Origin of the sequence: Bacillus sp. VT 712, assembly GCF_001614195.1 — a bacterium.
In the GTDB taxonomy this organism is placed as follows: Bacteria; Bacillota; Bacilli; order Bacillales; family Bacillaceae_H; genus Priestia; species Priestia flexa.
Genome location: NZ_LWBK01000035.1, coordinates 42668 through 65799, shown reverse-complemented (window position 1 = coordinate 65799; position 23132 = coordinate 42668). Strand labels below are relative to the sequence as shown.

The 23132-nt window shown below is 38.3% G+C and carries 23 protein-coding genes; 8 read left to right on the top strand and 15 right to left on the bottom strand.

Going from position 1 to position 23132, the window contains the following annotated elements; genetic code table 11:
* Window positions 1-42 precede the first annotated feature (42 nt).
* The 3 genes from A2U94_RS15500 to A2U94_RS15490 all read right to left on the bottom strand — a co-directional run bounded on the left by A2U94_RS15500 (window position 43) and on the right by A2U94_RS15490 (window position 2336).
* Window positions 43-366 carry a WXG100 family type VII secretion target gene (locus A2U94_RS15500; protein WP_225002181.1) on the bottom strand — a complete coding sequence of 108 codons (324 nt, stop codon included), beginning with the start codon at window positions 364-366 and terminating at the stop codon, window positions 43-45.
* Between the two features lie 229 nt (window positions 367-595).
* Window positions 596-1807 (bottom strand): DEAD/DEAH box helicase, encoded by a 1212-nt coding sequence (locus A2U94_RS15495; protein WP_025907568.1) that lies wholly within the window; start codon window positions 1805-1807, stop codon window positions 596-598.
* 181 nt (window positions 1808-1988) lie between these two features.
* On the bottom strand, window positions 1989-2336 hold the full coding sequence (locus tag A2U94_RS15490) for a sensor histidine kinase (protein ID WP_062954716.1): 348 nt from the start codon (window positions 2334-2336) through the stop codon (window positions 1989-1991).
* Here A2U94_RS15490 and A2U94_RS20785 point away from each other — a divergent pair.
* Complete coding sequence (locus A2U94_RS20785; protein WP_025907572.1) at window positions 2268-2588, top strand: DUF418 domain-containing protein; 321 nt, start codon at window positions 2268-2270, stop codon at window positions 2586-2588. The two genes, A2U94_RS15490 and A2U94_RS20785, sit on opposite strands and share 69 nt — an antisense overlap.
* Window positions 2589-2643: 55 nt before the next feature.
* Here the strand turns inward: A2U94_RS20785 and A2U94_RS15480 are convergent, their stop codons facing one another.
* The 5 genes from A2U94_RS15480 to A2U94_RS15460 form a co-directional block, all read right to left on the bottom strand.
* Window positions 2644-3939, bottom strand: coding sequence for an ATP-binding protein (locus A2U94_RS15480; RefSeq protein ID WP_025907574.1), 1296 nt, complete (start codon window positions 3937-3939; stop codon window positions 2644-2646).
* 175 nt (window positions 3940-4114) lie between these two features.
* Window positions 4115-4825, bottom strand: a complete 711-nt coding sequence (locus tag A2U94_RS15475; RefSeq protein ID WP_051567045.1) for a sensor histidine kinase — start codon at window positions 4823-4825, stop codon at window positions 4115-4117.
* 149 nt (window positions 4826-4974) lie between these two features.
* Entirely contained in the window at window positions 4975-5943 is a 969-nt protein-coding gene (corA, locus tag A2U94_RS15470; protein ID WP_025907577.1) for a magnesium/cobalt transporter CorA, read from the bottom strand.
* Window positions 5944-6391: 448 nt separating this feature from the next.
* Window positions 6392-7552: a M20 family metallopeptidase gene (locus A2U94_RS15465; RefSeq protein ID WP_025907578.1), complete on the bottom strand. Its 1161-nt coding sequence runs from the start codon at window positions 7550-7552 to the stop codon at window positions 6392-6394.
* A gap of 103 nt (window positions 7553-7655) precedes the next feature.
* Window positions 7656-9110: an alanine/glycine:cation symporter family protein gene (locus A2U94_RS15460; RefSeq protein ID WP_025907580.1), complete on the bottom strand. Its 1455-nt coding sequence runs from the start codon at window positions 9108-9110 to the stop codon at window positions 7656-7658.
* Window positions 9111-9405: 295 nt separating this feature from the next.
* Between A2U94_RS15460 and A2U94_RS15455 the strand changes: the two genes are divergently transcribed.
* Complete coding sequence (locus A2U94_RS15455) at window positions 9406-10155, top strand: lipase family protein (RefSeq protein ID WP_025907583.1); 750 nt, start codon at window positions 9406-9408, stop codon at window positions 10153-10155.
* On the opposite strand, the gene A2U94_RS15450 is transcribed toward A2U94_RS15455, so the two are convergent.
* A complete protein-coding gene (locus A2U94_RS15450) occupies window positions 10094-10366 on the bottom strand; it encodes a DinB family protein (RefSeq protein WP_062954714.1) in 273 nt (90 codons plus the stop codon). The genes A2U94_RS15455 and A2U94_RS15450 overlap by 62 nt on opposite strands.
* A gap of 582 nt (window positions 10367-10948) precedes the next feature.
* A complete protein-coding gene (locus A2U94_RS15445; RefSeq protein WP_025907584.1) occupies window positions 10949-11473 on the bottom strand; it encodes a type 1 glutamine amidotransferase domain-containing protein in 525 nt (174 codons plus the stop codon).
* Window positions 11474-11833: 360 nt separating this feature from the next.
* Here A2U94_RS15445 and A2U94_RS15440 point away from each other — a divergent pair, with 360 nt between their 5' ends.
* The 4 genes from A2U94_RS15440 to A2U94_RS15425 all read left to right on the top strand — a co-directional run bounded on the left by A2U94_RS15440 (window position 11834) and on the right by A2U94_RS15425 (window position 15359).
* Window positions 11834-12517: a response regulator transcription factor gene (locus A2U94_RS15440; RefSeq protein WP_025907586.1), complete on the top strand. Its 684-nt coding sequence runs from the start codon at window positions 11834-11836 to the stop codon at window positions 12515-12517.
* A gap of 5 nt (window positions 12518-12522) precedes the next feature.
* Entirely contained in the window at window positions 12523-13884 is a 1362-nt protein-coding gene (locus A2U94_RS15435; RefSeq protein ID WP_025907588.1) for a sensor histidine kinase, read from the top strand.
* Between the two features lie 64 nt (window positions 13885-13948).
* Window positions 13949-14641, top strand: coding sequence for a PepSY domain-containing protein (locus A2U94_RS15430; RefSeq protein WP_025907590.1), 693 nt, complete (start codon window positions 13949-13951; stop codon window positions 14639-14641).
* Between the two features lie 169 nt (window positions 14642-14810).
* Window positions 14811-15359, top strand: coding sequence for a PepSY domain-containing protein (locus A2U94_RS15425; protein ID WP_025907592.1), 549 nt, complete (start codon window positions 14811-14813; stop codon window positions 15357-15359).
* A gap of 335 nt (window positions 15360-15694) precedes the next feature.
* Here A2U94_RS15425 and A2U94_RS15420 read toward each other — a convergent pair whose 3' ends face one another.
* On the bottom strand, window positions 15695-16216 hold the full coding sequence (locus A2U94_RS15420; RefSeq protein WP_025907594.1) for a M15 family metallopeptidase: 522 nt from the start codon (window positions 16214-16216) through the stop codon (window positions 15695-15697).
* Window positions 16217-16452: 236 nt separating this feature from the next.
* Here A2U94_RS15420 and A2U94_RS15415 point away from each other — a divergent pair, with 236 nt between their 5' ends.
* Window positions 16453-17118, top strand: coding sequence for a hypothetical protein (locus A2U94_RS15415; protein WP_062954713.1), 666 nt, complete (start codon window positions 16453-16455; stop codon window positions 17116-17118).
* On the opposite strand, the gene A2U94_RS15410 is transcribed toward A2U94_RS15415, so the two are convergent.
* Both A2U94_RS15410 and A2U94_RS15405 read right to left on the bottom strand, forming a co-directional pair.
* Window positions 17107-18108 carry a nitronate monooxygenase gene (locus tag A2U94_RS15410; protein ID WP_025907598.1) on the bottom strand — a complete coding sequence of 334 codons (1002 nt, stop codon included), beginning with the start codon at window positions 18106-18108 and terminating at the stop codon, window positions 17107-17109. The genes A2U94_RS15415 and A2U94_RS15410 overlap by 12 nt on opposite strands.
* Window positions 18109-18233: 125 nt before the next feature.
* On the bottom strand, window positions 18234-19298 hold the full coding sequence (locus tag A2U94_RS15405) for a lactonase family protein (protein WP_025907600.1): 1065 nt from the start codon (window positions 19296-19298) through the stop codon (window positions 18234-18236).
* A gap of 232 nt (window positions 19299-19530) precedes the next feature.
* Here A2U94_RS15405 and map point away from each other — a divergent pair, with 232 nt between their 5' ends.
* Window positions 19531-20277, top strand: a complete 747-nt coding sequence (gene map, locus A2U94_RS15400; RefSeq protein WP_025907602.1) for a type I methionyl aminopeptidase — start codon at window positions 19531-19533, stop codon at window positions 20275-20277.
* Between the two features lie 32 nt (window positions 20278-20309).
* Here the strand turns inward: map and A2U94_RS15395 are convergent, their stop codons facing one another.
* Together A2U94_RS15395 and A2U94_RS15390 are read right to left on the bottom strand one after the other, a co-directional pair.
* The gene (locus A2U94_RS15395; protein ID WP_025907603.1) at window positions 20310-22106 is read right to left on the bottom strand and encodes a sensor histidine kinase; all 1797 of its coding nucleotides are present in this window, start codon (window positions 22104-22106) and stop codon (window positions 20310-20312) included.
* A gap of 47 nt (window positions 22107-22153) precedes the next feature.
* Window positions 22154-23125, bottom strand: a complete 972-nt coding sequence (locus tag A2U94_RS15390) for a BMP family ABC transporter substrate-binding protein (protein WP_025907604.1) — start codon at window positions 23123-23125, stop codon at window positions 22154-22156.
* Window positions 23126-23132: the final 7 nt, after the last annotated feature.

Here is a 23132-nt window from a genome sequence, read left to right as displayed (position 1 = left end):
CTTTCCCATGGATATTTTCCATTTTCCTATATTAAAAGTTTACTAAATAGCCTCTGCTTCTTCTCTTAGTCTTGACATTTCGTGATGCAATGAACGATATAACTCATCTCGAACGTCATATAAACGATAAGCTGCCTGTAGGATTTCATTATTAACATTCTCGTAAGAATCTTTCGAACGGCCAGACCATTCAGAAGTATACTGTTGATGAGCACTCTGAAGGGCATATAGCGTTTCTTCAAATTGATTAATAATTTGTTGTACCGTCTCCAAATACAGCTCAAGCTTTTCAACATCTCGATTATATTCCATTCGCTTCCTATTACGATCCATATCGCCAAAGAAGTCATCCATTGCATCAATCAAAATATCCCACGTCCTTATTCCTTTATTATTAGAAGTCTCTTAAAGTAATGTTAAAATAAGGTTATCCAAAACGAAATGCATCATTTAAACTATTTTCAATAATAGGATAATGTATCTATATGATTTTTTACCCAAAATAAAACAACGCCCGTTAGCTTGTAGGCGTTGCTTTTTAAACTCTTATTACTTTATCACAACAAAAATTCTTTTCAAGAAGGAAATAAAAGGATTACTTCTTTTTAGTCTGTTTATGCTGATATGTTTTTTTGTTTGTCTTCTTTCTTGGTTTGTAGCTCTCTCGTTTCTCTTGCTTCGTTCCTTCGGCTACAATTTCACCCATATATAGTTCTTTCTTTACCAGCTTAATCTTTAGCTCACGGGCAATTTGTTTTAGTTCTCTCTCTTCACGCTCCGTTACAAGTGAAATGACCGTTCCTTCAGCTCCTGATCTTCCTGTACGCCCTGATCTGTGTACATATTGTTCAACACTTTGAGGAATATCCACATGAATAACATGTGAAAGCTCTTTAATATCAAGACCACGTGCAGCTACGTCCGTTGCTAATAAGATTGGAAACTCACCTTTACGAAATGACGTTAACACCTTTGAGCGATCAAGCTTTCGCGTTTCACTATGAAGCGATCCTACGTTCAGCTTTTTAAATTTTAGCTTTTCTTCAAAAATAGATAACGTTTCAATCCCTTTGAAAAAAGCTAGAGCTTTCATTGGTCCCTGATGCGCAAGCTTACGAAGTACTTCTACTTTATCTCGACCTTCACTTACGATATACATATGCTCAACTTTTGGAGCAGGAAGTTCATCTCGGGTTACTTGAACGAAAAGAGGATCATTCATTAATTCCTGAGCTAATGTTTGCGTATGCTGTGATAGCGTTGCTGAAAACACGAGAAGCTGACGATCACTTGGGGCCATTTTAACAATACCTTGTACTGTTTGAATATGTTCAGGTACAAACAGCTGGTCAGCTTCATCAATGACAATCGTTTTTACTTCGTGCATCTTCACTTTTTTCATTTTAATCAGCTCTTGAATGCGCCCAGGCGTTCCAACAATTAGGTTAGGACGTTTTTTCAACTTTTCAACTTGACGCTTAATGTTTGCTCCACCGATAAGCGCTGCGCTAGAAATTCCGCTTCCCTGGCCCCATGTTTGAATCTCACCATGAATCTGCATAACAAGTTCATGGGAAGAAGCTAAGATAACCGCTTGAATATGAGAAGGTCCTGGCTTAAGGTCATGTAAAATTGGAAGTAAATAAGCAAGAGTCTTCCCAGTACCTGTTGGCGACTCACCCATTACATCTCTTTTATTTAAAATTTCTGGTATAGCTTTTGTTTGAATAGCCATTGCTTGTTCAAAGCCTGCCTTCTTCCACGCTTCTTGCAAGAACGGCTGTAGCTGTTCGATAAATTGACTCATATCTTTTCTCCTTTGTCGTTCATCTATTATAAATGCCTAAAGCATCCGTTTCATCTTCAATAGAAGTCCCACCTATGATACACTATTGATTCGTTGAAATACAATGCTTCACGTGAGTATTCATAAGAAAAGCATTGAAAATGCGTCAAAACAACGCATTTTCAATGCTCTTTTCTTGGAACTATCTTAAGATTGGAAGCTTCATTGTAATGGCGGTCCCTACACCAGGGGCGGACCTTACAACAATATGGCCACCATGGAGCTCACAAATCGCTTTGGCAATGTTCATTCCAAGACCTGACCCTTCTTTTTTTTCACTTGTATTCGTTCCTCGGTAATAGCGCTCAAAAAGATTTTCTAGTACGGATTCATCCATACCTACTCCATCATCCTTCACTTCTATAGAAATAAATTCTGTTTCTACAGAAATCGATAGCTTAATAGTTATGTGAGGTGGGTTATGCTTGATTCCATTAAAAATGATATTATCAAGCATTCTCTCAAACCAACGCTTATCTACTGGTTCCAAACGGTTATCTGCACCACTATTTTTTATGGATATGGCCTAGGACAATTCGGAACATTTGGCATGATTAAAGGTATTGCACTATGTACGACAATCTATTTCATTCAGCTCGTTTCCAGCTTGCTTTATTTACGTAAGTTTAAAGTCGGTCCTGTAGAACAGCTGCTTCGTATGTGGACGAATTTATCATGGAGTGGCAAAGCAAAAATGAAGAAGAAAACATTCATAGATGATAGTAAACAGTCTGTGATTTAATCGATTAACTAATGAAAAAGAACCCTCCTTCATAAAGGCGGGTTCCTTACATGTTCTACTCACTAGCTAAAGGCATTGACACCGTTACCAATGTTCCTTTTCCCTTTTCACTTTCAAACTCAATCTGACCTTGATGACGCTCGATAATCTTAAAACAAACGGCTAGTCCCAATCCTGTACCTGCTTCTTTTGTTGAATAAAAAGGTGTGCCAACTTGTTCAATTCTCTCTTCACTCATGCCAATTCCCGTATCCCGAAACTGAATAACGGCACTACCTTCTTCTTCAGCTAACGTTACAATAATCTCACCTTGATTAATTATTGCCTCGATACTATTTTTAATAATATTAATGAATACCTGCTTCAACTGATTAGGATCTGACATAACGTACAGGTCCCGCTTTGAATCATAATGAGCAACGAGAGAAATATTATTGAAATTTGCTTGCGCTTCCATTAAGATTAACACTTGCTTCAATACTTCATTTAAGTTAGTTACTTCAAAAGCTACATGCTGTTTTTTACCTAAAATCAGCATTTCACTAGAAATTAAATTAATTCGGTCAATTTCAGCCAGCATGATGTCTAAGTAACGATCCTCCACTTGCTTTGTGGCCTGCATCACTTGTACAAATCCCTTTAATGAAGTCAGTGGATTTCTTACCTCATGGGCAACGGCAGCTGCTAGCTGGCCAATTACAGACATTTTCTCAGAAGCAATCATAAGCTCTTCATCTCGACGATAGTTCGTAATATCTCTAGCAATCATAAATACGCCGACTACTTGGCCGTTGACGATAATTGGTAATAATGAGCTTCTTAATAGTCGAACTTGACCTTGTTGGTTCACAATCTTTAATTCATATTTAGCGCTTTTGCCTTTTAAAACATTACGAAAATGTTCATGACAAAGGCTTTGATCATCATCAGCGATTAATTCTGAGGTCTTCATTCCTTTTAGCTGTAATCTTGAATAACCCGTTATTTTTTCACCTTCAGGGTTAGTAGAGAGAACTTGACCTTCTTTACTAATCTCAAATACTGCATCCGGGTTATGCTGAAATAACGATTGATAATGTTCATGGCTAGTTAGAAGTTCATAATCCTTTTTTGATAATTCATCCTGTGATTGAAGCAAATAATATGCACGACGATAGACTAACCCGTATAGAATAATACCTGTCGCCAACATGAAGAACCAGCCTTTATACTGTTGAAAAAAGATATATAATTCAAACTTATCTTGAGCAAGAATACGAGATAACTTATCAGAAATAAGAATCCATACGGCTCCCGTTATAATGTACATCACTGCAATTTTCAGTGCTGCTTTACGAGCATCTTTTATCAATGTTTATCCACCTATTATTTTTATAGTTTATGATATCAGGGTAAAAAAGTAATTTATCTTCAATTAAATCCACTTCTTTACCCTTTATGTTAAACGTTTGCAACTAAAAAAACACCTGTTTTTTTATAAAAATATACTCGCAAAGTGAAAATGTCAGGCAGCGGCTCGTTGACTCCTATGATAGGTAATTACTTAATACATGCTTTTGCTTCTCATTATAAATGTACGCATAAACAGGGCGACCAATCGTTCCATACGTCATTCGTTCTCCAAGAATACCTTTTCGCACTGACTGTAACATCATGCTTCTTTCTTCAAGAATTTTGGCAATGTTTGATGGCTCTAAACCAAATAACGTTCGCTTAATGTAGGTTGCCAATAGGACAGCACCGATAATCCCAACTAATAATCCGAAAAGAGACCCAATTAAAATGCGTCGATGACCTTCCTGAACAGCTTGCTCGACCTGAACCAGTGAAATCCCTACAGCTACCGCACCAATTTGTTCATTACGCTCATTATAAACAGGTACAAATGCTCTTAGTGATTCATCTAACGTCCCTTTTGCAACCGACGTATACCGTTCACCTTTTAGGACTCTTCTTTCATCCCCACCTTCAAAGTGTTTTCCAATTTTAGCTTCGTTGGGATGAGATTGACGAATTCCGTCCATGTTCATGACCACAATAAATAATACACCTAGCTCTTTTTGAATGGAATTAGTATATGCTTGAATATCTTCTGAATTTTCTTCTGCTAAGCCTCTTCTTACCTCACTGGAGTTTGCGACAATTTTAGCCACATCTGTTGCTTTCTCAGCTTTTTGATTACGAACATTTTCCTCAGTTGAGTTACTGACTAATAAATCGGTTAATAATAATGACATTAAAACAACGATACATACAAGTAAAATGATGACTGATCACAGCGTCATTCTTAGCCCTTTGACCATTCGCATCAATCCTTTCTCTTTTTATAGTACACCAAAAAAGCCTTATCCACATGTGGATAAGACTTTTGCCATCAAATTGATATTTATAACTTAGGACCTTTTCGATATTTAAACCATCCCATTTTGTAAAAAGCAAAAACCATAACGCCTACAAGTCCAATCATAATCCCGAGTACAATAAAGTAATTATATTTACCAGCTAGCTCTGGCATATAGGAGAAATTCATTCCATATAAACCTGCGATAAATGTAAGAGGAAGGAAGATAGCTGACATCAGCGTCAGTGTAAACATAATGGAATTCATTCTGTCCGAGTTAATCGACATAAAGCTTTCTCGAATATCATTTGATAAATCTCGACTAGCATTCATGATTTCGATCATATTTAACAGGTGATCATAGATATCATTAAAATAACGCACCTGTTCCTTTTCTTTTAATGCATTTGTGGACATAATACGGTAAATTAAATCACGCATTGGATTTAAAATTCTACGCATTCGCGATAAATCGCTTCGAATATCATATAGATTTCTCATTAGTTCATCCATTGTTTCATTTTTTGCATTGTCTTCAATATCATCAATTTGATCTTCTAATTGGTAAAGTGTTGGAAAGTATTCATCAACTGTATGATCAAGCAGCTCATAAATAATTTCCCACGGATCATTCTCTACGATGTTTGGGTCTTTCTCGACAAGATTTGCCACTCTAGCTACGCTTTTTAACTTATCGACATGATACGTAACAACAAAGTTATCTCCAATAAACGCCGACACTTCTAAGTTTTCTAACTCTTCTTTATGCAGCGCATAATATACTAAAAAATAGTGTTCATCATAAATTTCGAATTTCGCCCTTTGACCTTGGGTTAAACAATCCTCGACGGCAAGTGGATGAAAATCAAATTTCTCTTCAAGGGCTTTCTGCTCTTGTTCTGTTGGGTTATAAAAGTCAATCCAGTACCAATCAATTGACGGATGAGCCTGTAGCTCGTCAATTGTTAAGTTGGTCAAAAGCTCTTCTTTTGTTTTTGCTAAAATTTTAATCATACGAAAACCTCTATTAGTTCTTTGTGAACATTACTGTCTTTTATCTTCAATACTGATATTACCCTGTTTTTATTGCATTCAAACATGCTAACACCTTCCAGATACTGAAATCAAAAAAGAGTTTGGGACATAACAAAATGATTGCTTCTAAGAGACGAACAATAGCTGTTCCAATCTTTTTGGTTTGTCTGAACACGTTCGTTCCATTGCGCTACGGCCACTCGCTTTCCGCGGGGAGGAACCTGAGCTTCCTCGCTGCGCTGCGGGATCTCAGTTTTCCCTCTCTTTCCCGCAGGAGTCGAGTGTCCTACGCTCCATTCCACCCTGTTTCCAACATTGTTTTCATAATCAACCAAAAAACCTGAACGATTAAAAGTGAGAAACTCTCAATCGTTCAGTTTTATCATTGGCTGAATTACTTATGTCCCAGCCTCTTTATTACATGACATCATTTAGAGAATTCATCTTTTACTTTTTGCAAGAGCTCTTCTTTTGTTAGCAAATCATATCCTGTTAATGCCATTGTCTTTGCCCCAAGAATAAGCGCTTCTTGTCCCTGTGGACTGAGAGCCGCTTCTCTAAATTCATGCGTATGACAGACAAAATACTCGTTACATATTTTAATATATGGATGAATTGATGGCACCACTTGGCTAACATTTCCCATATCTAATGAACCGTGATCACCTTGGTCCTCAAAAATTTCTTCAGCTGGCACGCCTAGCAGCTGTAGATTTTGTGTATAAGCTGTTGATAAAACTTCATTTGTCACCATATCATCATATGAAAATTCATAGTTTGAAATTTCAAGTCGTGCTCCTGTGGATAAAGCTGCACCTTGTGCACAAGCTTTTACTTGCTCTGTTACCGCATTAACATACTTTCGGTTAGATGCTCGCACATAGAACTGCGCTGTCGCATAGTCAGGTACAATATTAGCAGCTTTGCCTCCTTCAGGGATAACACCATGGATTCTGACATCTGGTTTCACATGTTGACGAAGAGCATTGATCCCGTTAAATGTTTGAATAACTGCATCTAACGCATTAATTCCTTCATGAGGTGCTGCTGCTGCGTGTGCTGATTTCCCAAAAAATTCGAATTGAATAGCGTCCATCGCCAGTGATCTACCACTTTTTTGGTGGCAATAATATGGATGAACCATCATGGCTGCGTCTAGATGGTTAAAAACACCCGCTTCTGCCATCGTTACTTTACCACCCGTTGTTTCTTCTGCAGGCGTCCCGTATACGTATACTTTACCGCCTGTCTCACTCAAAACTTTGCTCAATCCAATCGCTGCTGCAATGGCCATTGTGCCAATTAAGTTATGGCCACAAGCATGCCCTAGCCCCGGTAGCGCATCGTACTCTGCCATAAAGCCAATCGAAGGACCTGGCTTATGACTATCATACACAGCCGTAAAAGCAGTAGCTAAATTACACGTCCCTATTTCCACCTCAAAATTATGCTTAGCTAACTCATTTGTAAGCGCTGTACAAGCTTTTACTTCTTCATGGCCAAGCTCTGGGTTGTTTCCAATATATTGACTAATATCATAAAACGTTTGCTGCAGCTCATCGATGGTTGAAATAATTGTTTCTTTCATAACGTATTCCTCTTTCCTTTAGCTTCATTAATACACACTATTATACATGTCATTCTAATGAAAAAAGCTCACTTTTTCAAAGATTGAAAAAGTGAGCTTGAAATTATGAAACTTGATTTTCATCTTTTTTATATTCTGTTTCCCAGTAGTCTGCGTTTTTAATACCTAGCTTCACTGGATCAAATACCGGATCTAACCCTTGCTTTTTCTGAGCTTCATAGTCTTTTAACGCCACAAGCGCTGGTTTTGCCAAAATCAAAATAGCTATTAAGTTCAGCCATACCATGATTCCTAGACCTGCGTCGCCAAGAGCCCAAGCAATATCGGCTGTTTTAACTGCTCCGTAGAATGTTGCACCTAACAACACAAGCTTTAATACAAACATAGCCCACTTACCGTTTTTGCCTCTTGTTAAATATGCAATGTTTGTTTCAGCGATATAGTAATACGCCATAATCGTTGTAAATGCGAAGAAGAAGAGCGCAATCGCTACAAACCCAGCTCCAAATCCAGGAATAAAGGAATCAATTGCTGCCTGCGTATATCCAGGACCTGCTTCTACACCTTCTAAATTTGAAACGATAAATGCGCCATCCGGTGATTGTGTGTTATACATCCCCGTAAATAAAATCATAAACGCTGTTGCTGAACAAACTAGTAATGTATCGATATAAACAGAAAATGCTTGAACAAGACCTTGTTTCACTGGGTGAGATACCTCTGCTGCAGCTGCCGCGTGAGGGCCTGTTCCTTGCCCTGCTTCGTTGGAATAAATCCCACGCTTAACTCCCCATGAAACAGCCAAACCAACAATCCCACCAAAAGCTGATTCTAACGCAAAAGCACTCTTAAAAATTAAGGCAAAAACCGCGGGTAATTCAGTAATATTAATTGCAATAATAACTAAAGAAAGTGCGATATAAGCCAAAGCCATAAATGGCACGATAATTTGAGCTACTCCTGCGATACGCTTAACCCCACCAAAGATGATTCCAGCTAATAAAATAATTAAACCGATAGCTGTTACTGTTGGGCTAACGTTAAATGCATTGTCTAAACCTGCTGCGATAGAGTTAGATTGCACTCCTGGCATCAAAATGCTCATAGCTACCAGTGCTGCAATCGCAAAAATAACACCATACCATTTCATTCCAGTTCCTTTTTCAATATAGTAAGCCGGGCCTCCTCGATATTGGCCATCTTGCTTTACCTTATAGATTTGTGCCAGTGTTGATTCGATAAACGCACTTGAAGCACCAATGAAAGCTACTGCCCACATCCAGAACACCGCGCCCGGTCCACCGAACGTAATGGCCGTTGCTACCCCTGCAATGTTACCTGTACCTACGCGCCCAGATAATGCTAATGCAAGCGCTTGGAAAGATGATACCCCTGCTTTTGAACTCTTTCCTTGAAACATGAGCTTAACCATTTCTTTTAGATGCCTAACCTGTAAAAAGCGAGTGAGAATGGAAAACAAAAGCCCAATCGCAAGACAGCTATAGATAACCGGTGTACTCCATAGTACGTTATTTAAGCTTGCAACAAACTGCTCCAATAAAAATCCCCCTTATAACTTACTAATTTTCTGTTTTTTTAAAATTATAAGTTATATTGTTTATTTTAACAATATAACTTTGATTATTTATTTTAAATTTAGTTATTTCGCACAAAAATAACTAGTTTTTATAGATTTTATAACTATCTTTCACAAAAAGAAAGCGGTATCATTTTTTTTGTAACCTTACGCATATTTTTATTTTCTTGCCAATTCTCTAAAGGAAACAAGCACCAAAATCTCATTTTTTCATAGTTTGAGATAAAAACGTTTGTTAGAGAAAGTGGGCTTAAATATGAAGATTGAACCTTTGTTTTATCGACCGCTTGCTTTGGACCTTCTTTATATGTGCGTACTGAGCTATCAACAGTATCAGCAAGCAGGCACGTTCGAGGTTCCAAAAGGGTATCAATTCATTAAAGCATTTCAAGCATCTGTCCTGGGGAAAAAAGAGTGGTTTGGGTTTATTCTAGAATCCGATAATGCCATAGTAATTGCATTTCGAGGAACTCAATCGGAAGCGAATTGGATTGCGGATGCTCAAATTCACCAGCGTCCTTACCCTTATACACAAAATGCTGGACTTGTTCATGAAGGATTTTTAAACATTTATGAATCATGTCGCGATGAGCTGCTGGCCACGTACACTACCTTACCTGCCAAGCCTCTTTATATTACGGGACATAGCCTTGGAGCTGCCCTCGCTACGCTACATGCTCTTGATGTTGCAACCAACACAAATTTCCCAAGCGTCACCATGTATAACTACGCATCACCACGGGTGGGAGATTCAAACTTTGTTCGTACGTATACAAGCTTAGTACCGCAGAGCCGATCGTTTATTAATACAACAGATGTCGTACCAAAACTTCCTCCTAAGGTATTTTATAACCCGTATACAAAAGAAACAATGTACTATGCAGATGACCCTTTAAAACTGTTGTTTACGATTCAAGGTGGAAGCACGGTAGAAAACCATAGTCCTAAAACCTATAGCGTGGGTATCTGGACGATGTCTGACTATCCCATTCTTTCTCCAAATTAAAAAGAAACTGCTTCTTTTCTGCTGGCTTGTTCTCTCCATTTTGCAACTGGTGCCAAACGCGAGCCACAATCATTTCTTCCATTAGGTAGAGATGTTCCAACACTTGCATAATAATCCATTTGTCATCTGATATCTTTTGATTCAACTCTTCATACGACAAATCTGAAACGGCTTCTAATACCTCTTCACGAAAAGCTTGATTTGTATTCATAACATCACTCCTTTGTGTTCTTTTTTATCGTACCAAATATTATTTTGTTCGAAAAATAGTATCCTTTCCCATAAAAAGATTTAAAAAAACACCAAAACACTATTGACTTCCACGATGATATTGCGTAAAATTATACTTCTAACTTCAAAAAGAAGTAACTTGAGAGGATGTATTGTAAAATGCAAGGTAAAAATACTGGCATTCTACACATGTTTTTAAAAACAACTTACTCACACTGGATCGGCTTCGGAGCCGTAAGGATGCAAGAGAGGTAGGGCTTGCGTCGTTTAGGTTAAACGATCGTGTGGAATTGATGAACCGCGGCAATGGATAAATCCATATGAACAGACACAATCAATGCTAATTGTGTCCAAAACAGCAGAGAAAATTTAAATCCTTATTAGTATGGGTTTAATCATAATATGAATTTGTTTTTACACTTGCAGAGAGGCAAGTTACTTAATATGAAAGCTAAAAAAGCGAGCAGGGATTTCCTTGCTCGCTTTTTTCATTTTACTAAATAGTTTCCAGTCTGTAATAGAAAACACATACCCCAACGAGATATGTGTTTTCACTTACTTCTTATTGCTCTGCCAAAACGTCTGCGAATGCTTTTGCATAAGGCGGTAAATCTGGTGGACGACGGCTTGAGATAATGTGGGCATCAACCACAACGGCTTCGTCATGCCAGATAGCGCCAGCATTCTCCATGTCATCTTTAATACCAGGTGTACTTGTGACGTTACGGCCATTTAAAATCTTCGCTGAGATCAGTACCCAGCCGGCGTGGCAAATTTGGCCAATTGGCTTTTTGTGCTCGTCCATATATTGAACCATTTCAATAACTTCTGGATAGCGACGCAGTTTATCTGGCGCCCATCCTCCTGGCACTAAAATAGCATCATAATCGCTTGCTTTCACATCGGAAAACGCATAGTCTGATACAGCGGGCACTCCGTATTTTCCTTTATACGTTTCCTTAGCCTTTTCACCAACTAAATGCACCTCAGCTCCTTCTTCACGAAGTCGCATGACAGGATACCATAACTCTAAATCTTCAAAGTCTTCGCTTACAAGCGCAATTACTTTTTTATTTTCTAAACGCATCTCGACACCTCCACTTTTCAGTATAGCATGTTCCGATTCCCCCTTGAAAATGTAAGCTTTTAGTGTGAAAGTGTACCCGACGTAGAATCAAATGAATAAAGATAAAATAACATTTTTACTAATAAGTGCAAGAACAACAGCTATAACAGCTGGTATTAATGAAATCCAACCCATATGTTCCATAAAAAACCCTCCTGCACAAAATGAATAAATATATAATTAAATTAATTATAATTCATTGATATTATATATAAATCAACCTTTATTTGAAAATCTATTACTATTTCATTAAAAACAGCTTGCGGCTTCTTTTCATGCTATAATGTACGCAATTACAAACTGTTTTTGAGGAGGTTTACCGTGAGCAAAGGAAAGATTTTAATAATTGAAGACGAAAAGAAAATTGCAAGGCTTATTCAACTTGAGCTGGAATACGAGGGATATGAAACTGCTACTGCTCATACTGGCACAGAAGGGCTATCGCTATTTCAGAGTCAACAATTTGATTTACTCATTCTTGACGTCATGCTTCCAGGGTTAAGTGGTCTTGAAGTATTGAGAAGAATTCGATCTACCAATCAGCTTACACCAGTGATTTTGTTAACAGCTCGCGATTCACTTCCTGATAAAATTAGCGGACTTGATTTAGGGGCAAACGACTATATGACGAAGCCATTTGAAATTGAAGAGCTACTTGCCCGCATTCGCGTTTGGCTTCGCAACCAGTCTACTGCTATTGAAGAAAACCCACTCCTTCAAATTGGCGACTTAACCGTTGATGAAAAAACGCGGATGGTCACAAGAGAAAAAAATACAATTGAATTGACACCAAGAGAATTTGATTTGCTTATTTACTTATTAAAGAATCAAAATCAAGTTCTTAGTCGGGAACAACTTCTGACAAATGTGTGGGGATTTGATTACTACGGAGATACAAACGTAGTAGATGTATACATTCGCTATCTTCGCAAAAAGCTTGATGCACCTTATTCAACTCCTTACCTTCATACTGTACGTGGCGTCGGCTACATGTTAAAGGAATAAATGAGATGAAGCTAAAAACGAAAATTACGTTATTTACAACGCTCCTTCTTATCTTGCTGCTTCTCATAACCAATAGCTCAATCTACTTTATCTTTAAAAAAACCATGACAGACAATGCCATAGAGCGCTTGGATAGTCAAGTTGATGATATTGCAGAGGGCTTTAACAGAAGTGGCTCAACCGCTGTTGAACCACGAAACTTATTCAATGCTTACGTCCCTTTAAACGGAATGATTCGCATTATTGATGAAAATAACAAATCGTTGCTAACAACCTTAAAGGATGAGCTATCGCTTCGCAGTTTAAATGCAACCTACCGAACAAATGAACACACCGATGTTACACAGGAATCAGGCGCCATTTATGCAAGTGCATCAATGCCTATTATTTGGACAAACGATAATGTTGTGAGCCTGGAACTTACCGAACGATTAGTGGATGTTGAGCAGTCTTTAGGGATTTTACGCATTATTCTAATTGTGGCTTCTTTTATTATTTTAGTTCCAACCGTTATTGGTGGTCGCTTTTTAAGCAAGGTGGTTTTACAGCCAATTCAATCACTCATTTATACAATGGAAGATATTCAAACCTCACGTACCTTTAAACGAATTACAACGAAGTCATCCTCTAAAGATGAGCTTGACCAAATGGCTAATACGTTTAACAACATGATGGATTTACTTGAAGAAAACTATAAAAAACAGGAACAGTTCGTATCTGATGCTTCCCATGAGCTAAAAACACCGCTTACAGTCATTGAAAGCTATGCGAATATGCTAAAGCGTTGGGGAATGAAGCGACCTGACATACTGGAAGAAGCGGTTGAATCCATTCACTCAGAGTCAATTCGGATGAAGACTTTAACAGAGCAAATGCTTGTCTTAGCAAAAGATGACTCCCAGTTGGACTTACATATACAGCCAACTGATATTAACACCCTATGTATTGAAACGGGTCGCAGTCTGCAGCAAGCATTCCAGCGAACAATTCATGTAAAGCCTTCACCGCATCCAATTCAAGTTAGTAGCGATGAGCAAAAGCTTAAGCAGCTTCTTTATATTTTACTAGATAATGCGATTAAATATAGCGAGGAATCAATAGAGTTAACCGTATCCACCTCAGCAGAGAACATGTGTCTTATTACAATTACAGACCAGGGAATCGGTATTCCAAAAGAGGATTTGGCTCACGTTTATGAGCGCTTTTTCCGCGTAGATAAAGCAAGAAACCGCGAGACTGGTGGCTCTGGATTAGGTCTGGCCATTGCAGCAAAAATTATTAAAGCACATCAAGGTACTATTCATATCGATAGTGAAGAAGGTAAAGGAACCATCGTACAAGTTCACTTGCCAATCTATTTCTCATGAAATTTTAATCTTCTTTTAACTTCATTATCATAAACCAATGAGATAATCAGTTGGAGGTGATACTATGAAACGAACATTTATTATGGTTTTAAGCGCGCTGGCTGTAGCCATCGGAATTTGGTATTGGGTAACAGCTTTAAACAATACAAATGCTTCTTCTTTATCAGAAAGCGACATACAAAGCCTCGTTAAGCAAAAATATGAAGGTCAGATTGAGCGAATTAAAAAAGTAGACAATCAGTTTCACGTACAGCTTACCAATCAAAACAATACGTACGAAATCATGGTTGATGGAGTTTCAGGTGACATTGTCGATTTTTCAAAAGTAAGTGAATCAACAAACCAAGAGAAATCTCCTCCCCAGCTCACTGAGGAGCAAGCAAAAAAGAAAGCTCTTGAACGTGTACAAGGTACTGTTGAAAACGTAAAAGAAAGCAATGAACACTACGATATAACAATTAAAAGTGATGATGGCACTCATATTGTGAAAGTCAGTCGCCCAGATGGTTCAATCGAAAATATCTCTAATCCCCCAAAAAATGAACAGTTAACTACTCTTATCAGCAAAGAAGGAGCAAAAAAAATTGCGTTAGAAAAAGTAAAGGGCACCATTTCATCTGTCGAACTAGAAGATGATGACGACCAGCTTTTATACGAAGTGGAGATTGATCAAAGCCCAGATGAAGAAGCAACTGTACTCATCGATGCGTATTCAGGTGAAATCATATCAATCCAGTTTGAGACTGATGATGATTAAAAGCTTATCCTGCTACTTTTGTAGCGTGGATAAGCTTATTTCTATGAATTATGAGAGCATTCCCTCAAAAACTATCCAATTTCTCATCAAATTCTAATCTTTCTCTCCTTTTCTTTTAATCTTCGCTGGATATGATAAGGATGTAAACAAAACAAGGAGGTTATTGATTATGAAACTTGCGACGACGTTATTAACGGGAACTTTAATTTTAGGTGGATTAGGTGCTGGTGCTTACGCTATGACAGATAAACAGCCTTTACAATCTGTATCAGCGAACTCAACAACCATTTCAGAAGAGCAAGCAAAAGAAATTGCGTTAGAACAAACAAATGGTGGAAACATCACAAAGATGAGCGTGGATACAGATGATAGAACGAAAAAGTATGAATTTGATATTGTAAACGGTGAATTTGAATACGATGTGGACATTGATTTCAACTCTGGAAAAGTAGTGGAGTTTGATCAAGAACGCTTAGATAGTGACGATGACGATGACCGTGATGATGGGATAAGTATTGAAGAAGCTAAACTTTCATTAGAGGAAGCAAAAAAATTAGCATTAAAAGAGCAAGCTGGAACGATTGTTGAAACAGAGTTAGACCGCGACGATAATCAGCTGCGCTATGAGATTGAAATTCACACTGACGATAATCATGAAGTCAACGTTGATATTGATGCGATGAACGGAAATGTATTGAATGTTGAGTGGGATGACTAATCCCCTTTTATATAGAAGAGTTTGGGACATAACAAAATGATTGCTTCTAAAAGACGAACACTAGCTGTTCCCATCTCTTTAGGTTATCTGAACACGTTCGTTCCATTGCGCTACGTCCACTCGTTTTCCGCGGGGAGGAACCTGAGCTTCCTCGCTGCGCTTTGGAATCTCCGTTTTCCCTCTATTTCCCGCAGGAGTCGAGTGTCCTTCGCTCTATTCCACTCTGTTTCCAACATTGATTGTTTTCACAATCAACAAAAAAACTGAACGATTAAAAGTGAGGAACTCTCAATCGTTTAGGTTTATCATTGACTGAACTACTTATGTCTCAGTCTCTATTTTATATCTTCAGGCCTTAACTGAAAATGCGGATAATCTTTAAATCCTTCCCAGTCTCCTCCCCATTCAAAACCAAGCTCTTTACCAATTTCAGCTACTTCCATCCAATCCGACTTGCCGTTACCATTGCCGTCATACTCCATATCCCAGATAATATCACCATTATCTATTCGCAAAGCGAAATCGATAGCTAGACCATAATTATGATAAGACTCGCCACCTTTTGAATACGTGACAATCTGTCCTTCAGTCGTTCGGCCACGGGCATAAAGCTCGTCTTGTTCTTCAAATGATCGAAAGCCATCCGTAATGACAACATCTATTCCTTGTGCTTTTGTTTGTTCGATAAGCTGATCTCTTTTTTCAACTACAGCGGGATGAAGATCCGTTGCGTCTTTAAACTCATTTAAGCTGGGGCCAAAAGGTGAAATTGGCCAATTTTTTTGAACGAAAAAGATTAATCCATATACAATGATGCCAACTAATAGCAACTTTAGAATTGTTCCTACAGCATTCATGTTTTTATTCATGCTCCTTGCCTATACATGTAACGAATTAAGAATAAGCATAGTATACTCGGAGGTGAATGAAAAGAAATTCACTCTTGGAAATATGCTCCTCTCATCTTTTTTAAATCTTTTTGCCACTTTCACCATTTTTTCACTATTGCTGGTTACATTATCAAATGTGAACAACATACTTCTCATATGTTGTTCCTTTATCGGGGAACTTAACATAAAAAGGAGTGAGAAAAATGAACAAGAAGTGGCTTGGCTATGTGTTGGCCAGCAGTTTAACTCTCTGCGCAGTAGCAGCGGTAAACACACCTGTGTTTGCGGCAACAAAAGACAACGTAGGTGAAAGTACAATCGTCCAGCGAACAAATCACTATAAAGATGACGTTCAGCTAGATGCAGAAACACAAGAAAAAGTGGATGCAGTTATGAACGAGGCAAAAACAAAATTAGAAAAGCTCGGTGTGGAATTTCCCGAGAAGAAAGATCATCCTTTCCACAACTTAACACAGGAGCAAAAAGAGCAGTTCCACAGCATTATGGAACAAGTAAAAGATGGCTCTTTAATAAAAGAAGAAGCCTATACTAAGTTAAAAGAACAAGGTATTAACCTGCCTAAAAAAATGCATAAACACCCGTTTTCCAATTTAACGGAAGAGCAAAAAGAACAAGCGAAAAAGATTATGAATCAAATTAAAGAAGGTTCCATTACAAAAGAAGAAGGTATCGCAAAGCTTAAAGAAATGGGAATCACCTTACCAGAACGTGAAAGTCGTCTATTACAAGGATTAACAGATGAACAAAAAGTGGAAGCAAGAGCAATTTTACAAGAAACAAAAGAGAAAGTAGAAGATTTAGGTGGAAACTTCCATCATGAAAAGCATAAGCATTTTTTACGTCATTAAGGACCCTACAATCTCTTGCGCTGAGCAGCTTTTCACTTTATTATGACCAACTCCAGCCCAAAGTGAAAGGTAATCTACCGCCCCTTGCTCAGCAGCTTTTTTCCGAAGTGGCTGCGTCATATAGTGAACGTGCGGATAGGCTGCTGGGGCTGAGTCAGTAAGTGAAATCAGAAACGCATTAGCCAAACCTCTAGCACGTCTGCCTGTAAAAGCTCGCGTGACGGCCGTCTCCTTATATGTTTTATTTAATAATGCTTTTTTATATGTAGGGTTTGCTCCACTTTCCTTACAGCAAAGAAATGCTGTTCCTACTTGAACGGCACTAGCCCCAGCAGTCAATACTATCTCTACATCATCTTTATCCATAATTCCACCGGCAGCAATAAGCGGCAAGCTAGACTGCTTTTTCACAAGATCAATCAGCTCTAAAACCCCATAGTCTTCCTCTTTCTCCTCTTGGTTGTCAAAGCTTCCTCGATGGCCACCCGCTTCAATTCCCTGCAAGCAGAGTGCATCCGCCCCTGCTTCAGCTGCCAGTTTAGCTTCTTTTGGTGTTGTTACCGTTACGATGACGAACGTCCCCTTCTCCTGCAACGCTAGAATGACATCTTTTGATGGACAGCCAAACGTAAAACTAACCAGTGGAACAGGGTGATTTGTTAAGAGAACGAGCTTATTCTGCCATTCATCGTCATGGTACCTTGGAACGCCTACTTCTGCCTGCAACGTAACAGCAATACGCTTTATATGCTGTTCATATTTTTTGAAGTCATAGTTTCTTTCTTCTTCTGGTACAAACAAATTCACGCCAAACACACCGGGTTTTTGCTTTTTCAGCTCTTCTATTTCTTCTTTTAGAGCAGATGTTGTTTTATACCCTCCTGCCAGAAAGCCCACTCCGCCAGCTTTGCAAACAGCAGCCGCTAGCTTAGGTGTAGATACTCCTCCTGCCATCGGTGCTTGAACTAATGGATATTTGCTGTTAAACATTAATCATTTCACCCTTTCTCTAACCTTACATTCTCCATGTTCTTTACTATCATCTAAATTTCCTGTTGATAAACCGAAAAAACCTATCCACTTAGGCGGATAGGTTTTTCAAACAACAAGTTAATTTATATATTTAAAAACTTTACGCAAACCGCGTACGGCACATCAACGATTGAATCTAAAAACGTTAACTTCCCTGTTTCTTCATTTCGTTCAAACAGCACTAAGTTTCCAGTCTCTTGATTAGATGCAATAATAAATTGCTCTGTTGGATCTAATACGAAATCGCGTGGCCAGTCTCCTTTTGTATCCGTCCACTCAACAAATATAAGTTTACGACCGTCTTCATTGACCGCAAACGTTGCAATCGTATTATGCCCACGGTTTCCAGCATAGACGAAGCGGCCATCTGATGAGATATGAATCGCACTTCCTTGGCTATTTTCAGTAAAATCCGCTGGTAGCGTTGCGATTGCTTGTAGTTGTGTAAAGCTCCCGTCTTGCGCGTTATACTCTAACACTAACACTTCGTTGCTTAACTCTGTCATCACATACGCGTACTTGCCGTTTGGATGGAAAGTTAAGTGTCTTGGTCCAGCGCCAGGTGCCGTGTTAAACGTTTGAGCTTTTGTTAACTTCCCTTCTTCTCCAACAGCATACGTGATAATTTCATCTGTGCCAAGATCCACTGCTACAGCGTACTTACCGTCTGGCGTAAAGTCTGAATAGTGAGCGTGCGGCTTTTCTTGACGATCTTTATTTGGGCCTTTACCTTCATGTTGCATAACTGAAGTGGCTGGCCACACTTCGCCACTTTGAGGAGAAGTTACGTATGACTCAATACTTCCTCGATGATAATTGGCAGTTAATACTTGGTTATTGCTATCGTTAACCGTCACATAACATGGTGAAGGCCCTTCAAGCATTTGTTTATTCACAAACGTTAAATCGCCGTTTTCAGAATTGATTTTATAAGAAGCTACGCCTCCCTTATCTCCTTCTTTTACAACAGCATATAAGTATTCATTGCTCTTACTAATGTTCACATATGTAGGATTATCGATTTTAGCTACTGCTCGTACATCTCTTAATTCCTTTTTCTCTGCATCAAATGTAAATGTGTATATTCCTTCACTTGAACCTTTTGTATACGTTCCAACATAACCAGTAAACGTTTTTCCTCGAGTCATCGCTGCATACCCTCCTAAATTATTCATTCTATCTTTTAACTATACCATAACTATAGCTGAAGTCTCATTTTTACTCTCCCCTGAATGCCCTTTTTACAAACATGAAATCAAGCGGGTTTCTTGCTTTTTTAGTTTAGAGAGCGTTATCATAAAATTTGGATTAAACTTAGTTTGGATTTTTTAAAAATCCATTTTAGATATAGAGAATATACATTCAAAAGGAGGAGTTTACTTGATTTCATTAAAAAGTGAACGCGAAATTAACTTAATGCATGAAGCAGGTAAGTTATTGGCTCAATGTCATAAAGAGATTGAACAAATGATCAAGCCAGGTATTACGACGCATCAAATTGACCAATTTGTTGAAAAATTTTTAGAGAAACACGGTGCTACGCCAGAGCAAAAGGGTTATAAAGGGTACCAGTTCGCAACATGTGCATCGTTGAACGACGAAATCTGCCACGGCTTCCCAACGAAGACACCTTTAAAAAGCGGAGATATTGTTACTATTGATATGGTGGTTAACTTAAACGGAGCTTTGGCTGATTCAGCATGGACTCATAAAGTTGGGGAAATCTCTGAGGAAGCAGAGCGCTTAATGGATGTAACGTACAACGCATTATACAAAGGCATAGAGCAAGCACAGGTTGGAAATCGAACAGGTGATATTGGCTATGCTATCCAATCTTACGTAGAAGGAGAAGGCTTTTCTGTCGTTCGTGACTTTACAGGACACGGCATTGGTAACACAATGCACGAAGAGCCAACCATTTTCCACTATGGCAAGCCTGGGAAAGGACCTCGTTTAAAAGAAGGTATGGTTATTACAATTGAACCGATGGTAAACGTAGGAACTTGGCATTCCAAAATGGACAAAAACGGATGGACAGCGCGTACAACAGATGGAAAACTATCTGCTCAGTACGAGCATACCATTGCAATTACGAAAGAGGGACCGGTTATTTTAACCGAACAATAAATTAAAAGACTGCCTGGTGCTCAGGCAGTCTTTTAATTTATTGGCAACGTCATCATAAACGTTGTTCCTTTTTCAGATGTTTCCACTAACTCAATATCTCCACCGTGATTTTGAAGAATCGTCTTCACGATGGTTAAACCTAATCCCGTGCCGTTTTCCTTCGATGTAGTAAACGGATAAAAAATACTTTTTTGAACCTCTTCTGGGATGCCAGTACCACTATCTTTTAGATAAATGCAGTATTGATTTCTCTTCACCATTCCGGTGATTTCCATCCTGCCAGCCCCACCCATAGCTTCTATGCTATTGCGCAACAGGTTATGAACCACTTGCTTTATTTGTTTATCATCAATCCAAACCATTGCTTTTTCCATCTCTACTTGAATCGTAAAGGCTTGATTATTAGCGGTAATAAACGAAATGATTTCTTCTAGTACATAATCAATTCTTTTTGCTTTCATAACGGGTGCTCTAGGCTTTGCAAGCATCAGCATTTCTTCTACGATGGAATTAATTCGTTCAAGCTCTTTAAGCAGTAGCTCAACCTGAAACGATTTACGCTCATCTACAGAAAGCCCATGGTTCATAAGTGATAAAAAACCATGAATAACTGCTAATGGATTACGAATTTCATGAGCTGCTCCTGCAGCTAGTTCTCCTACTTGCGCTAGTTTCTCTGATTGATGCATGCGACATTCTAACTGTTCGGTATCAGTAATGTCGATGAAATGGAAGATACGGCCGACCACATTGTTTTCATCGTCTACTAGCTGTGATTGAGAAACCAGCAGGCAGCGTTCTTCCTGATTGAGCTGGTACGTTACTTTTTGATGCTTTTTTACTTTTTTCTCACGCAAAATACGCCAAAATGCTTCATTGTCGTTCCCTTCATGATGTAAAGCATGTTGAACATCGCTTAAGCTAATCATTAACATCTTTTTTACTGCTGCATTTAAGAAAAGATGATTATTGCAATGATCAACTGTAATAATACCAACAGGCAATGAGTTCAATATTTGCTCGCGGTATGTCTTCTCTGCCGTTATCTTATGGAAAGACTCAGAAAGATTTTGAGACATCTTATTTATTGATTTGCTCAGTCTAAGAAACTCGATTTGCTTCTCTTCTTCTAATCGTAAACCGTACTCACCATCGGCAATCCGATCGACTCGTGCAGTCATGCTTTCCACAGGTTTGGTAAGCATTCTGCTCATCCGGTAAGAGATAAGAATCGATAAGAATACAATGACAACCATTGAAATTAATAACCCAATTAGTGTGTTTCGAATAATAAGCGGTAAATCACCAGACAATTGACCTAAGGAATTTGATACGTCTTTCTTTTGATCCTGAATTTCTGCTTGTACCTTGTATAGCTGAGGCAAGTAAACCTCGTCAAGATAAGTAGCAGCTGCTTCTTGATCTTCGTAAGCGATTAATCCTGCGACATTATTATTTATTTGGAAGTCAAGTAGTTGGATTTGTTCTTTCAATTGCTGGAGCGATGCTGGAAAAGCTACCTGATCATTCTCCACTCTGCTTATTGCATGGTTTCCGTATTGTTTATATTCCGTTACTACGCTCGTACAGCAATCATTTCTGTCTAAATTATTTGAAACAATGTATTGCTTAACATGCAGCTCTTCTTCCCAGTAAGAAAGCCAAACTAATTCTGGGATCTCTTCGTCTTTTAACTTTTGGCTAACAACACTCAAATCATCGATTGAATATACAAAAATAAACGACAGGCTGCTCAACAACAAGGCAATAACCAAGAGTGAACTTAGGATTTTACTCCGAAACGAAAGCTTACTTATCACATTCTTCATAATCATCTCTTTCTTTGTATACTTTCTATATTGCTAGCTTCCTGCTACTATTCTTCTATGCTATCCTCGATTGCGCTCTTCTCTTTTTCTGTGTACATAGGACCAAAAGGAGCAAGTCGATAAACACCATCATTCTCATCTAAAACCACCGTTCCTGATGGTAAACCGCTTTCGCTAAAATAGTCCTCCATAATGGAGCGATAAGACTGTGGTACATCATTGATAACGCTTGTCAGTACTTGACTCTCTCCCATATACGATTGATCATCAAGATAACCTATGACATAAATTCCTTTTTCTTTAGCTACACTAATAATATCTCGATTGTATGAATTTCCTTTAGTATAAATGACGTCGACTCCTTGGTCTACTAACTCATTCATCAACTCAACAGCTTTTTTACTATCATCTCGACTATTTACCACTCGGTAAAAGAATTCAATATTCTGATCCGCCGCCATTAGCCCATTTTCAAAGCCTTTATTCTTTTCACGAGCTTCAAATGCATCAATAAGACCTACTTTGTTACTACTTGTTTTAAAACTAGCTGCAACTCCTGCTTCATATTCAGTTTGATATTGATCAAACGTATAGACTGTTTGATTTGAATGCTCAGCGGTACCGTGTATCGTAACGAAGTGAACATCTGAATAGGAGGTTGCTAATTTATTAAAAAAAGGAGAGAACTCCCTTCCGTGACCAATAATGACTTCAACTTTTTCTTCAACTGCAGCCTGAACAGCATTTTGAATTTTTTGTTTACTATCAAGCTGGCTGTAAACCTTTGCAATGACGGGGAATTCATTCTCAATTTCCACTTTCCCTTTATAGGCTAAACTTCCCCAACTTTGATCTACAATAACATCACTAGTTAAAATAGCGACATGTTTTTTTTCATCTGGTTCTGCCCCTTGATTATGTAAAATCCCTTGTGCTTTTAGCATAATAACAGCAAAAAGAATGAAAAAGAACAGCACCGCAATAAAGATAATTATTTTTGATTGTTTTGCTTGTTCCAATATAATT